The sequence below is a fragment of the Bacteroides sp. NGMCC 1.200775 genome (assembly GCF_040798045.1).
Classification (GTDB): domain Bacteria; phylum Bacteroidota; class Bacteroidia; order Bacteroidales; family Bacteroidaceae; genus Bacteroides; species Bacteroides hominis.
This window is the reverse complement of record NZ_JASCQK010000009.1, coordinates 140,630-153,796: the sequence shown is the minus strand read 5'-3', so window position 1 is coordinate 153,796 and position 13,167 is coordinate 140,630. Positions and strand designations below refer to the sequence as shown.

General features: G+C 42.5%; 13 protein-coding genes and 1 rRNA gene. 11 read left to right on the top strand and 3 right to left on the bottom strand.

Annotated elements, in window-relative coordinates; all coding sequences use genetic code 11:
- Positions 1–7: 7 nt before the first annotated feature.
- The 7 genes from rrf (at position 8) to QK890_RS18690 (ending at position 5,442) form a co-directional block, all read left to right on the top strand.
- Positions 8–118 (top strand): 5S ribosomal RNA (rrf, locus tag QK890_RS18720).
- A gap of 287 nt (positions 119–405) precedes the next feature.
- Positions 406–981, top strand: a complete 576-nt coding sequence (locus QK890_RS18715) for a DUF177 domain-containing protein (RefSeq protein WP_005782286.1) — start codon at positions 406–408, stop codon at positions 979–981.
- A 13-nt stretch (positions 982–994) separates the two neighbouring features.
- Positions 995–1,180 (top strand): 50S ribosomal protein L32, encoded by a 186-nt coding sequence (gene rpmF / locus QK890_RS18710; RefSeq protein ID WP_002562387.1) that lies wholly within the window; start codon positions 995–997, stop codon positions 1,178–1,180.
- A 98-nt stretch (positions 1,181–1,278) separates the two neighbouring features.
- Entirely contained in the window at positions 1,279–2,283 is a 1,005-nt protein-coding gene (locus QK890_RS18705) for a beta-ketoacyl-ACP synthase III (RefSeq protein ID WP_005811282.1), read from the top strand.
- 87 nt (positions 2,284–2,370) lie between these two features.
- A complete protein-coding gene (era, locus tag QK890_RS18700; protein ID WP_005782288.1) occupies positions 2,371–3,252 on the top strand; it encodes a GTPase Era in 882 nt (293 codons plus the stop codon).
- 52 nt (positions 3,253–3,304) lie between these two features.
- Complete coding sequence (gene der, locus QK890_RS18695) at positions 3,305–4,618, top strand: ribosome biogenesis GTPase Der (protein ID WP_005782289.1); 1,314 nt, start codon at positions 3,305–3,307, stop codon at positions 4,616–4,618.
- Between the two features lie 176 nt (positions 4,619–4,794).
- A complete protein-coding gene (locus QK890_RS18690; RefSeq protein WP_005782290.1) occupies positions 4,795–5,442 on the top strand; it encodes a response regulator transcription factor in 648 nt (215 codons plus the stop codon).
- 232 nt (positions 5,443–5,674) lie between these two features.
- Here the strand turns inward: QK890_RS18690 and QK890_RS18685 are convergent, their stop codons facing one another.
- Positions 5,675–6,445, bottom strand: coding sequence for an ABC transporter ATP-binding protein (locus QK890_RS18685; RefSeq protein ID WP_005782291.1), 771 nt, complete (start codon positions 6,443–6,445; stop codon positions 5,675–5,677).
- A complete protein-coding gene (locus QK890_RS18680; RefSeq protein WP_005782292.1) occupies positions 6,442–7,185 on the bottom strand; it encodes an ABC transporter permease in 744 nt (247 codons plus the stop codon). Before QK890_RS18680 ends, QK890_RS18685 begins: the two co-directional genes overlap by 4 nt.
- 75 nt (positions 7,186–7,260) lie before the next feature.
- Here QK890_RS18680 and lptB point away from each other — a divergent pair, with 75 nt between their 5' ends.
- Complete coding sequence (gene lptB, locus QK890_RS18675; protein ID WP_005811281.1) at positions 7,261–8,022, top strand: LPS export ABC transporter ATP-binding protein; 762 nt, start codon at positions 7,261–7,263, stop codon at positions 8,020–8,022.
- A gap of 117 nt (positions 8,023–8,139) precedes the next feature.
- Here lptB and QK890_RS18670 read toward each other — a convergent pair whose 3' ends face one another.
- Positions 8,140–8,385, bottom strand: coding sequence for an RNA-binding protein (locus tag QK890_RS18670; protein WP_005811280.1), 246 nt, complete (start codon positions 8,383–8,385; stop codon positions 8,140–8,142).
- A gap of 1,239 nt (positions 8,386–9,624) precedes the next feature.
- On the opposite strand from QK890_RS18670, the gene tig reads away from it, so the two are divergent.
- The 3 genes from tig to clpX all read left to right on the top strand — a co-directional run bounded on the left by tig (position 9,625) and on the right by clpX (position 13,032).
- Positions 9,625–10,980: a trigger factor gene (tig, locus tag QK890_RS18665; RefSeq protein WP_005782303.1), complete on the top strand. Its 1,356-nt coding sequence runs from the start codon at positions 9,625–9,627 to the stop codon at positions 10,978–10,980.
- A 139-nt stretch (positions 10,981–11,119) separates the two neighbouring features.
- Positions 11,120–11,782: an ATP-dependent Clp endopeptidase proteolytic subunit ClpP gene (gene clpP / locus QK890_RS18660; RefSeq protein WP_005782306.1), complete on the top strand. Its 663-nt coding sequence runs from the start codon at positions 11,120–11,122 to the stop codon at positions 11,780–11,782.
- 2 nt (positions 11,783–11,784) lie between these two features.
- Positions 11,785–13,032, top strand: coding sequence for an ATP-dependent Clp protease ATP-binding subunit ClpX (gene clpX / locus QK890_RS18655; RefSeq protein WP_250712297.1), 1,248 nt, complete (start codon positions 11,785–11,787; stop codon positions 13,030–13,032).
- Positions 13,033–13,167: the final 135 nt, after the last annotated feature.

The window sequence follows — 13,167 nt, the reverse complement described above, 5'->3', positions numbered from 1 at the left end:
GCCTTATTCAGGTGACTATAGCATCAGGGTTCCACCTCTTCCCATTCCGAACAGAGAAGTTAAGCCTGATCACGCCGATGGTACTGCGTAACAGTGGGAGAGTAGGTAGTCGCCGTTTTCAGAGAGTTCATCCCCTCGGGTCAGAAGACACGAGGGGATGACTTGTTTATAGACGTAGGAAAAGAAGGAGGGAGGATAACAACCGAACTGATGCACTCGTTTATAAATAAAATACTACTTAAAATACGAATATTTACTGATAATTTGTATGTTATGAGGATTATTATTCGTATCTTTGTCGCCCGAATTATGTCTACCTACTTAAGATTCAGATGAAAATTAGTTAAGTAGTACATAACGTTTGGGCTTTTTTTGTACCTTTGCAACGATTAAAAAAAAGAAGCTTTGGGAAAGTTTGATAAATACAAAATTGATTTGAAAGGAATGCAAGCAGACTCATGTAAGTATGAGTTTCTACTTGACAATCTTTTTTTCGCTCATATTGATGGCCCTGAAGTTCAGAAAGGTAAAGTCAACGTAGAGTTGACGGTTAAAAAGACCTCTCGTGCTTTTGAATTGAGCTTCCAGACAGAAGGTATCGTATGGGTACCATGTGACCGTTGTTTGGATGAGATGGAACAGCCGGTTACTTCCTCAGATAAGTTGATGGTAAAATTTGGCCGTGAATATGCTGAAGAGGGAGATAATCTGATTGTGATCCCTGAGGAAGAAGGGGAGATCAATGTAGCTTGGTTTATGTACGAGTTTATAGCTTTGGCTATCCCGATGAAGCATGTGCATGCTCCCGGTAAATGCAATAAAGCTGTGACCAGTAAGCTGAACAAGCATCTTAGAACAAGTGGTGATGACGATGCAGAAGAATCTTTTGGCGCTGGTGAGGATATCGTTGTGGAAGATGAAGCGGAGGAACAGATTGATCCGCGCTGGAATGAATTAAAAAAAATATTAGATAATAATTAAAGTTTAAAAGAAAATGGCACATCCTAAGAGAAGACAATCAAAAACAAGAACTGCAAAGAGAAGAACTCATGATAAAGCAGTAGCTCCTACATTGGCTATTTGCCCGAACTGCGGTGAATGGCATGTTTACCACACAGTATGCGGCGCTTGCGGATACTACAGAGGTAAGTTGGCAATTGAAAAAGAAGCTGCTGTATAATTGCAGTCTGAATAAGCTTATACTTATCAAACAGCCAGAGAGCAATGCTCTCCGGCTGCTTTAAGTATTAGATGTATTGCTAAATTAAAACAGAATTGATGGAAAAAATAAATGCAGTAATCACAGGAGTCGGAGGATATGTACCTGATTATGTCTTGACAAACGACGAGATATCTAAGATGGTGGATACCAATGACGAGTGGATTATGACTCGTATCGGAGTAAAAGAAAGACGAATACTGAACGAAGAGGGATTAGGTACTTCGTATATGGCCCGTAAGGCAGCTAAACAGTTGATGAAAAAAACGGGTTCAAATCCTGATGACATTGATTTAGTTATCGTTGCAACTACTACTCCTGACTATCATTTCCCCTCAACAGCTTCTATTCTTTGTGATAAACTCGGACTAAAAAATGCTTTTGCTTTCGATCTACAGGCTGCTTGTAGCGGATTCTTGTATCTGATGGAAACAGCTGCCAATTTTATTCGTTCGGGACGATATAAAAAAGTAATCATTGTTGGTGCCGATAAAATGTCATCAATGGTGGATTACACAGAACGTGCAACATGCCCTATCTTCGGTGATGGAGCGGCAGCTTTTATGCTTGAACCGACCACGGAAGACTTGGGAATTATGGATGCTATATTGAGAACTGATGGTAAGGGATTGCCTTTCCTCCACATGAAAGCGGGTGGTTCGGTTTGTCCTCCTTCTTATTTCACGGTTGACAATAAAATGCATTATATTCATCAGGAAGGTAGAACTGTGTTCAAGTACGCTGTCTCTAATATGTCTGATGTCAGTGCAGCTATAGCAGAAAAGAACGGGCTGACAAAAGATAACATTGACTGGATTGTTCCCCATCAAGCCAATATGCGCATCATCGAAGCGGTAGCTCATCGCATGGAAGTTCCGATGGAGAAAGTTCTGGTGGATATTCAGCATTACGGTAATACGAGTGCGGGTACGCTGCCATTGTGTATCTGGGATTTTGAAGAGAAACTTAAGAAAGGCGATAACATTATTTTCACTGCGTTTGGTGCCGGATTTACTTGGGGTGCCGTGTATGTGAAATGGGGTTACGACGGGAAAAAAGAATAGTAACGAAAGTTGCTAATATAAATCACATAAAACGCATCTTATTTCGATTCGATGCGTTTTTTTGTCTAAATCAATAAATGGAAGGCGATGCATAAAGCTGGTTTTGTGAATATAGTAGGAAATCCCAATGTGGGTAAGTCGACACTGATGAATGTGTTGGTAGGCGAACGTATTTCAATTGCTACGTTTAAGGCGCAGACTACTCGTCACCGGATTATGGGTATCTATAATACGGATGATATGCAGATTGTTTTTTCGGATACTCCGGGGGTGTTGAAACCTAATTATAAGTTGCAGGAATCTATGCTGAACTTTTCGACTTCAGCATTAGCGGATGCAGATGTCTTGCTTTATGTGACAGACGTGATTGAAACTCCTGATAAGAATAATGAATTTATTCAGAAAGTGCGTCAGCAGACTGCTCCGGTTTTGTTATTGATTAACAAGATTGACTTGACTGACCAGGAAAAGCTGGTGAAGCTGGTGGAAGACTGGAAAGAGTTGCTTCCACAAGCTGAGATTATTCCGATTTCGGCAGCTACAAAGTTCAATGTGGACTATGTGATGAAGCGGATCAAAGAACTTTTGCCTGACTCACCTCCTTATTTTGATAAGGACCAGTGGACTGATAAGCCGGCCCGTTTCTTTGTCAACGAGATTATCCGTGAGAAGATCCTGTTGTACTATGATAAAGAGATTCCGTACTCGGTAGAGGTGGTGGTGGAGCAATTCAAAGAAGATGCGAAGAAGATACACATTCATGCCGTGATTTATGTAGAGCGTGATTCTCAGAAAGGGATTATTATAGGAAAACAGGGTAAAGCCCTGAAGAAAGTTGCTACAGAGGCACGGCGGGATCTGGAACGTTTTTTCGGAAAAACTGTTTTTCTGGAAACCTATGTGAAAGTAGACAAAGATTGGCGCAGCTCTGACAAGGAATTGCGGAATTTTGGTTATCAGTTAGATTAAAAAAAGAAAATTCATACGACTGTGATAGTCGCAAAAATAAAGTGTGTAAACTATGGGAAATTTAGTTGCAATCGTAGGACGACCCAATGTGGGCAAGTCTACCTTATTTAATCGTTTGACGAAAACCCGTCAGGCAATTGTGAACGATGAAGCGGGTACTACCCGTGATAGGCAGTATGGTAAATCCGAATGGTTAGGGCGAGAGTTTTCTGTTGTTGATACCGGTGGATGGGTAGTAAACTCTGACGATATATTCGAAGAGGAAATCCGCAAGCAGGTATTGATGGCAGTGGATGAAGCGGATGTGATTCTGTTTGTGGTGGATGTGACAAATGGAGTGACAGATTTGGATATGCAGGTAGCTGCCATATTACGCCGTGCCAAAAGTCCGGTCATCATGGTGGCCAACAAGACGGATAATCATGAGCTGCGATACAATGCTCCTGAGTTTTATCGGTTGGGATTGGGCGATCCTTATTGTATCTCTGCGATTAGTGGTAGTGGTACAGGAGATCTGATGGACTTGATTGTTAGTAAATTCAAGAAAGAATCCGATGAGATTCTGGATGAAGACATCCCTCGTTTCGCTGTGGTGGGACGTCCTAATGCCGGTAAATCGTCTATTGTGAATGCTTTTATCGGGGAAGAACGTAATATTGTTACAGAAATAGCCGGAACAACCCGCGATTCTATTTACACTCGTTACAATAAGTTTGGCTTCGATTTCTATCTGGTAGATACAGCCGGCATTCGTAAAAAGAATAAGGTAAACGAGGATCTCGAATATTATTCGGTTGTCCGTTCTATTCGTGCCATAGAGGGGGCCGATGTATGTATTCTGATGGTGGATGCGACCCGTGGTATAGAAAGCCAGGATTTGAATATATTCTCGTTGATTCAGAAAAACTCAAAAGGGTTAGTGGTAGTCGTGAATAAGTGGGATCTTGTAGAAAACAAGACTGATAAAGTAATGAAGACTTTTGAAGAAGCCATTCGTTCACGTTTTGCTCCTTTTGTTGATTTCCCTATTGTGTTTGCATCGGCATTGACAAAACAGAGAATTCTCAAGGTGCTTGAAGAGGCACGTAAAGTTTACGAGAACCGTATGATTAAAATTCCGACAGCTCGCCTGAACGAAGAGATGCTTCCGTTGATCGAAGCTTATCCGCCTCCTGCGACTAAGGGAAAATATATCAAGATTAAGTACGTTACTCAGCTGCCTAATACGCAGGTACCCTCGTTTGTCTTCTTTGCTAATCTTCCACAGTACGTGAAAGAGCCTTATAGAAGATTCCTGGAGAACAAGATGCGTGAAAAGTGGGATCTGAGTGGAACGCCTATCAATATTTATATCAGACAGAAGTGATTTTTGTGTCGAATAGTATTGATATATAAATGTAAAAGCCGGATTATCATAATTCCGGCTTTCTTTTTGCCCATCATTTTTGAAATAATTGATTCTTTTTGTTTCTTATATAACTCTTTTTATTTATATTTGTACAGAGCAAAAAGAAACAAACCATAAATACAGACAGAGGCTACATGGAAACGAAGGCAGAAATACTATTGGTTGACGATCATGCACTGATTCTTGAAGGGATGCAACGCATGCTTGAGTTAGTGCCGGGGGTTAAAGTTGCCGATGCGGTGACTTCGGGAACGAGAGCTGCCGAATTGATTGGGGAGAGAGACTACGACATCTATGTTTTGGATGTAAGCCTCCCCGATATATCAGGATTCGATTTGGTTGATATGATTCGTGAGATTAATGAGAGTGCACGTATTATTATTAGTACTATGCATGAAGAAATCTGGATTATCAACCGTTTGATTCGTCAGAAAGTGAATGCCGTGATCCTTAAATCATCCGAAGCTATGGAAATAGGAAATGCCGTGAAGAGCGTGCTTGCAGGTGATTCTTATGCATGTCCGCGGTTTAAGTCCATTCGTCAGAGGTTAAGCCTCAGTCCTGTACAAATTCATCCTAAAGATATACCCACAAAGCGCGAGCTTGATGTACTGAAAGCTGTCGCAAGGGGATGTAATACGCATGAAGTTGCGGCTGAATTGAAGATTTCAGAAAATACTGTCGAAACATTTCGTAAAAGGCTAATACAAAAGTTTTGTGCAAAGAACGCTATCGATATGGTAGTGAAAGCTATGGCAAAAGGATGGATAGAGATTGGATGATTCTATTTATTTCAATTTGTCACGGTTTTCGGTGATGTTTTGCTGCATTTTTTTTGTTATCTTTGATGTGTAATTGGAATTATTCTCTTTTTAAGTTTTATTGAGAACTTTGGGACAGTCAATATGTCGTGATGATATATGTCGATTCTATTAACTGGTTTTTTTATAACAAAAAGTGGGCTCATGAGTTGCGATGATTCATGAGCCCTTCTATTTCAATCTGTTGAGAAGATCAGCCTTCGAGGTTTTGTATTTCTACATCCTTTACTTTACGTAGCAGGTCGGAAGCGAAAATGAAATTGTTCAGCTGTTCGTTGGTCGAAGTGAAGATGTCGTCTTTCGTACCTTCCCACTCTTTGGTTCCCTGATAAATATAGATAATCTTTTCGCCAATACCCATTACCGAGTTCATGTCGTGAGTATTGATGATGGTGGTCATGTTGTACTCCCGGGTAATATCGTGAATCAGGTCGTCTATTACCAAAGAGGTTTTCGGGTCGAGTCCTGAGTTCGGTTCATCGCAGAAGAGATACTGCGGGTTCAGCGCAATGGCCCGTGCGATAGCTACACGTTTCTGCATACCGCCACTGATTTCGCCGGGAAATTTATCTTTAGCTTCTGTCAGGTTGACCCGATCGAGGCAGAACATGGCCCGTTTGGTTTGTTCGCGCAATGTATCGGTACCGAACATGTTGAGAGGGAACATTACGTTATCTAAAACGGACATGGAGTCGAACAAAGCCGCGCTTTGGAAAATCATTCCCATTTCGCGTCGCAAATGTTTCTTTTCTTTTTTACCCATTGCCAGAAAGTTGCGTCCGTCATAGAGTACTTCGCCCTTTTCCGGTGTCAGCAATCCGACGATGCACTTCATCAATACCGTCTTACCCGAACCGCTCTGACCGATAATCAGGCTGGTTTTTCCGTTTTCGAAAGAGGCATCTATATTATGCAATACCGTTTTACCTTCGAATGATTTATAGAGTCCTTTTACTTCGATCATCCCATTAAAAGTTTAGTTAATACCAGGTCGGCAAACAAAATCAGTACGCTGCTGGAAACCACCGAATCGGTAGATGCCTTTCCCACTTCTATCGAGCCGCCCTCTACGGTATAGCCGAAAAAAGAGGATACACTGGCAATGATAAAGGCAAAAAACAGTGACTTGATGATGCCGCACCACACAAACCATTCTACAAACATATACTGGAGTCCGTATTCAAGGTCGGTGGCCGTCATAATACCGCCGAACCAGCAGGTGGCGAATGCTCCGATGATACCTGCAAAGATGCTGAAGGTCACCAGAATAGGAATCATGGTAACCATTGCCGTGATTTTGGGTAATATCAGATAGTTGGCGGAATTCACTCCCATGATTTCGAGTGCATCAATCTGCTGTGTCACACGCATTGTACCCAGTTCGGAAGCGATGTTCGATCCCACTTTACCGGCCAGGATCAGACACATGATGGAGGAGGAGAACTCAAGCAAAAGAATCTCACGAGTGACGTATCCCACCGTCCAGCGGGGCATCCATGGGCTTTCGATGTTTAGTTTAATCTGGATGGTAATCACCGCGCCGATGAAGAATGAAATCAACAGCACGATGCCGATAGAGTTTACCCCCAGTTGCTCTATCTCTTTGATATATTGCCGGAAGAACATACGCATGCGCTCGGGACGTGAAAAAGTCCGTCCCATAAGCATCATGTATCTGCCGACGGTTCTTAATGCTTTAATCATAACTCGTATATTTGTTTGCAAATGTACGTTTTTTCGGCTTATTTTTGCTACATTTGCCGCAAAATAACAAAGGATATGAAAGAAAGCAAGATGGTGCTTCGTACCGAAGACTTGGTGAAAAAGTACGGTAAGCGTACGGTAGTGAGCCATGTTTCCATCAATGTGAAGCAGGGTGAGATTGTAGGTTTGCTGGGGCCGAATGGTGCCGGTAAGACCACTTCGTTCTACATGACCGTAGGATTGATTACCCCGAATGAAGGCCGTATTTTCCTGGACGATCTTGAAATAACGAAATATCCTGTTTATAAACGTGCCCAGACCGGTATCGGATATCTGGCTCAGGAGGCTTCGGTCTTCCGCCAGATGACGGTGGAGGACAACATTGCTTCCGTGCTTGAGATGACTAATAAACCTCTCGATTATCAGAAAGATAAGCTCGAAAGTTTGATTGCCGAGTTTCGTTTGCAGAAAGTGCGGAAGAATAAAGGTACCCAGTTGTCGGGTGGTGAGCGCCGCCGTACGGAGATCGCGCGTTGTCTGGCTATCGACCCCAAATTCATCATGCTCGATGAACCCTTTGCCGGGGTAGACCCGATTGCCGTAGAAGATATCCAGCAGATTGTATGGAAGTTGAAAGATAAAAACATCGGTATCCTGATTACCGACCATAACGTACAGGAAACATTGAGTATTACCGATCGTGCCTATCTGCTGTTCGAAGGAAAAATTCTGTTTCAGGGTACCCCTGAGGAGTTGGCTGAGAATAAGATTGTGCGTGAGAAATATCTGAGTAACAGTTTCGTTTTGCGGCGCAAAGACTTCCAGTTGAAAGATTAGTCTGCTGTTTCCGTTCTCCTGTGTATCGGGGGGAGCCGCTTGAACATAGAATACATAAAAAAAACCTTTTACCGGTTCTTCTGGTAAAAGGTTTCTTTTTAATTCTTTCTCCTATCGTTAATCTCTCGGTCTGGCTTCTTTGAGTACCATAGTACGGCCTTCGTATTCCGCTCCGTTTAATTCTGCGATAGCTTTTGTTGCAGCTGCATCGTCATCCATTTCTACGAAACCAAAACCTTTTGATCTGCCTGTTTCGCGATCGATGATTACTTTACAAGAAGTTACTTTTCCGTAGTCTTCCATAACTTGTTGCAGATCTGCTTCCTTAACACGGTAGTTAAGGTTTCCAACATAAATGTTCATAATGAAAATGATAAAAATAAAATAAATGAAATAAAAAACTCTCCGGAAGATGATTTAATAATAAAAAGATTAAAGAAACAGAGAGTTTACAAAAGCGTCTTGTCGACGGGAGTAAAAACCTTGTAATCGAAATCGAGAAACTAATCGATCATCTTTCCGCAACAAAGAAACACATAAAATCCGGAATTGCAATAACTTTTTCTCTTTTTTTGTGTGCGAAACCTATGAAATTTAACGGATTGGAGAGATATTAGGATGAAGTTGGAAAACATAAGTTGTAAAGAAGATACTGACTTCCCGGTGTTACGGTGAAGGTGGCGGAAGTTTGATAGCATTTTGTCAAAATGACAATCGTATCCTCTCATATTTGTTTATTTCGGAGGACCATTCGTCTAGGTCAGAAAAAACGTCTTCCAGCCAGTTTAGCCATTATCTTTTTGTTTACCCGATGACCGGTTTCTGGACAGACTGAAAGAGAAACATATCCTCTTGATGCATCATGTACTTTTTTATGTCAAATACTTGTTCTTCCGATAGTCCGGCCGCGTCGTTTCGCGGAGAGCAACCAGAGTGAAAAAAGAGTTCGGAAGCTTCTTTTTCCGAAACAATATATGCAATTGGGGAAAACATTTAAAGAAATCCGGAAAAGAAGTAAGCGTTTTCCGGAAATGCTAACGTCTTTCGGGGCAAATGTACCCGTCTTTTCCGCAAAAAGAAGCTTGCTTTTCAGTAAAACACAGGTTTTGTTTCCGGAAGAGGCAGGCTTTGGGAGGCAAAAAGCCACCTTCCGGAGCTCTATTTCCTCCGGATGGAGCGGAGAAACGAAAAGCCGAGTCAGCGGAAAGAAGGATTTTTGATCCTTTTGACAGTATAATCTCCGATTGTTGCTATAATTGATATTTGTGGTAGCACTCCGTAAGCAATGAACCGGTTTCCGACCTCCTTATCCACATCCGGTTGTGTTGAACTTTACTGCTTTGCCGGCCTCTGTTCCGGACTTTTCCGTCCGGGTCTGTCTTTTTGTTTTCTTCTTTTTTGGTTAATAAAAAGTAAAACGGGTTCTTTTGAAAACGGATTAATGTCTTTTCTGCCGTATGTCCGGCTGCTTTCGTCCGAAATGGCGATTCTCTGCAAATGAAATAATTCTGCAATGTTTTTTGAAATTTGAAAGATTAGCACTAATTTTGCACCCTCGTTTGAGTATAGAATAAAGTATAAATCAAATAAATAATTGTCAGAATGAACGTTTCATTACAAAACATTGACAAAGTAAGCGCATTGCTTACCGTGAAGCTTGAAAAAGCTGACTACCAGCCTCAGGTAGACAAATCGTTGAAGAACATCCGTCAGAAAGCTCAGGTTCCGGGATTCCGTCCGGGCATGGTTCCTATGAGCTTGGTGAAGAAGATGTATGGTAAGTCAGTCATTGCCGACGAGGTGAACAAATTGCTTTCTGAGAAAGTATACGAATACATTAAGGAGAATAACGTAAACATCCTTGGCGAACCGATGCCTAACGAAGAAAAGCAGCCGGATATCGATTTCGATACAATGGAAGAATTTGAATTTGTATTCGATATCGCTTTAGCTCCGGAGTTCAAAGCTGAGGTTAGCAGCCAGGACAAGGTAGACTACTATACAATCGAGGTAACTGACGAAATGGTAGAAAACCAGATTAAAGCTTATACTCAACGTAACGGAAAATACGAACAAGTAGAGGCATACGAAGAAAACGATATGCTGAAAGGTCTGTTGGCCGAACTTGATGAAGAAGGCAACACGAAAGAAGGTGGTATTCAGGTAGAAGGTGCTGTAATGATGCCTTCGTACATGAAGAACGACGAGCAGAAGGCTATCTTCGCAAACGCTAAAGTAAACGACGTACTGGTATTCAATCCGGATGCTGCTTACGAAGGCAATGCTGTTGAAATCGCATCACTGCTGAAGATCGACAAAGAAGCTGCTGCCGAAGTAAAATCGAACTTCAGCTTCCAGGTAGAAGAAGTGACCCGTTTCGTAAACGGTGAACTGAATCAGGAACTCTTCGATCAGGTATTCGGCAAAGACGCAGTGAAGACAGAAGAAGAATTCCGTGCTAAAGTAAAAGAAAGCATCGCAGCCCAGTTCGTTGCCGATAGCGATTATAAATTCCTGATCGATGTCCGCAAGGTATTGGCAGACAAAGTAGGTAAGCTGGAATTCCCGGATGCACTGCTGAAACGCGTTATGTTGATGAACAACAAAGACAAAGGCGAAGAATTCGTAAACGAAAACTACGATAAGAGCATCGAAGAACTGACATGGCACCTGATTAAGGAACAGTTGGTGAAAGAAAATGATATCAAGGTAGAGCAGGACGACGTGATCAACATGGCGAAAGAAGCTACAAAAGCTCAGTTTGCTCAATACGGTATGCTGACTATACCCGATGATATCCTCGAAAACTACGCAAAAGAGATGCTGAAAAAGAAAGAAAGCATCGACGGTTTGGTGAACCGCGTAGTAGAAACCAAATTGGCCGCTGCACTGAAAGGCAAGGTTACATTGGAGAACAAAACCGTTTCAATGGAAGAATTCAATAAGATGTTTGAATAAGCTCTTCTTTTGAACAGGACATAAAGTCACAGAAACACAGAGTTTTTATAGAATTATAACTCTGTGTTTTTTTGTGTCTCTGTGTTCTTTTTTGTTTCTTTGCAGTTACATTATTAATAATAGAAAGGAACGTAAAACAATGGATGATTTTAGAAAATACGCAACCAAGCATTTAGGTATGAATGCAATGGTGCTGGACGATGTGATTAAATCGCAAGCCGGGTATTTGAATCCCTATATTCTGGAAGAAAGACAACTGAATGTCACTCAGCTCGACGTGTTCTCACGTCTGATGATGGACCGCATTATCTTCCTCGGTACACAGATTGATGACTATACGGCCAATACGCTGCAAGCACAGTTGCTGTATCTTGATTCGGTAGATCCGGGTAAAGATATCTCAATCTATATCAACTCTCCGGGCGGATCGGTTTATGCCGGGCTGGGTATTTATGATACGATGCAGTTCATCTCGAGTGATGTGGCTACAATCTGTACCGGTATGGCAGCTTCTATGGCTTCTGTACTGTTGGTGGCCGGTGCCAAAGGCAAACGTTCGGCGCTGCCTCACTCACGTGTGATGATTCATCAGCCGATGGGTGGCGCGCAGGGACAAGCCTCGGATATTGAAATCACTGCCCGCGAAATACAAAAATTAAAGAAAGAACTTTATACCATTATTGCCGATCATTCGGGTACTTCTTTTGACAAGGTATGGGCCGATTCGGACCGTGATTACTGGATGACCGCCCAGGAAGCAAAAGAATATGGTATGATTGACGAAGTGTTGATTAAGAAATAAACATGGCTGAATCAAAGAATAATAAAAAAAGGTGTAGCTTTTGCGGCCGTTCGGAGAATGAAGTCGGATTCCTGATTACAGGGATGAACGGCTACATTTGCGACAGCTGTGCGACCCAGGCTTATGAGATTACTCAGGAAGCCATGGGAGCCGGCAAACAGAGCGCGGGAGCTACCCGACTCAATTTAAAGGAACTACCCAAACCGGTAGAAATAAAGAATTTCCTCGACCAGTACGTGATTGGCCAGGACGATGCCAAACGTTTTCTTGCCGTATCGGTATATAACCACTACAAACGTCTGTTGCAGAAAGACAGCGGTGATGATGTGGAGATTGAAAAGTCGAACATCATTATGGTGGGCAGCACCGGAACCGGTAAAACCCTTTTGGCGCGTACCATAGCCAAACTGTTGCATGTACCCTTTACGATAGTGGATGCGACCGTGTTGACCGAAGCCGGTTATGTAGGCGAAGATATCGAGAGTATCCTCACCCGTCTGCTTCAGGTGGCCGATTACAATGTGCCCGAGGCAGAACAAGGCATTGTCTTCATCGACGAGATAGACAAGATTGCCCGTAAGGGAGACAACCCCTCCATCACGCGTGATGTCAGCGGTGAAGGCGTACAGCAGGGATTGCTTAAACTGCTCGAAGGCTCTGTGGTCAACGTCCCGCCTCAGGGAGGACGTAAGCATCCCGACCAGAAGATGATTCCCGTAAACACGAAAAACATCCTTTTCATCTGTGGAGGAGCGTTTGACGGCATCGAGAAAAAGATTGCCCAGCGTCTCAACACCCATGTCGTAGGATACAATGCTTCCCGTAAGACGGCTACTATCGACAAAAACAACATGATGCAATACATCGCACCGCAGGATTTGAAGTCATTCGGACTGATTCCGGAGATTATCGGCCGTTTGCCGGTGCTGACCTATCTGAACCCGCTCGACCGGAATGCACTTCGTGCCATTCTGACCGAACCCAAGAATTCCATTATCAAACAATACATCAAGTTGTTCGAAATGGATGGTGTGCAGTTGATCTTCCAGCCCGAAGTCTTCGAATATATCGTCGACAAGGCAGTGGAGTATAAACTGGGTGCCCGCGGATTGCGCTCTATCGTGGAGACAATTATGATGGATGTCATGTTCGAGATTCCTTCTGAAAACCAGAAAGAATATGAAGTGACACTGGATTATGCGAAGCATCAGCTCGAAAAAGCAAATCTTGCGAGATTGCAAACTGCTTAAAATCAAAAGGTAAGGGCAATAATGGAGGTGAGGTCCGTTTTTTCTTGAAAAATATTAGTCTGATTATGCTTGATATTTAAGAAGTTGTTTATAACTTTGTTAGAGCGCTTTCCAAGCAAAGCGAGTGTTTTTAAG

Bases quoted from the DNA above. Each gene is read 5' to 3' on its own strand.
- rpmF (WP_002562387.1), top strand. From the start codon at position 995: ATGGCACATCCTAAGAGAAGACAATCAAAAACAAGAACTGCAAAGAGA.
- QK890_RS18705 (WP_005811282.1), top strand. From the start codon at position 1,279: ATGGAAAAAATAAATGCAGTAATCACAGGAGTCGGAGGATATGTACCT.
- era (WP_005782288.1), top strand. From the start codon at position 2,371: ATGCATAAAGCTGGTTTTGTGAATATAGTAGGAAATCCCAATGTGGGT.
- der (WP_005782289.1), top strand. From the start codon at position 3,305: ATGGGAAATTTAGTTGCAATCGTAGGACGACCCAATGTGGGCAAGTCT.
- QK890_RS18690 (WP_005782290.1), top strand. From the start codon at position 4,795: ATGGAAACGAAGGCAGAAATACTATTGGTTGACGATCATGCACTGATT.
- QK890_RS18685 (WP_005782291.1), bottom strand. From the start codon at position 6,445: ATGATCGAAGTAAAAGGACTCTATAAATCATTCGAAGGTAAAACGGTA.
- QK890_RS18680 (WP_005782292.1), bottom strand. From the start codon at position 7,185: ATGATTAAAGCATTAAGAACCGTCGGCAGATACATGATGCTTATGGGA.
- lptB (WP_005811281.1), top strand. From the start codon at position 7,261: ATGAAAGAAAGCAAGATGGTGCTTCGTACCGAAGACTTGGTGAAAAAG.
- QK890_RS18670 (WP_005811280.1), bottom strand. From the start codon at position 8,385: ATGAACATTTATGTTGGAAACCTTAACTACCGTGTTAAGGAAGCAGAT.
- tig (WP_005782303.1), top strand. From the start codon at position 9,625: ATGAACGTTTCATTACAAAACATTGACAAAGTAAGCGCATTGCTTACC.
- clpP (WP_005782306.1), top strand. From the start codon at position 11,120: ATGGATGATTTTAGAAAATACGCAACCAAGCATTTAGGTATGAATGCA.
- clpX (WP_250712297.1), top strand. From the start codon at position 11,785: ATGGCTGAATCAAAGAATAATAAAAAAAGGTGTAGCTTTTGCGGCCGT.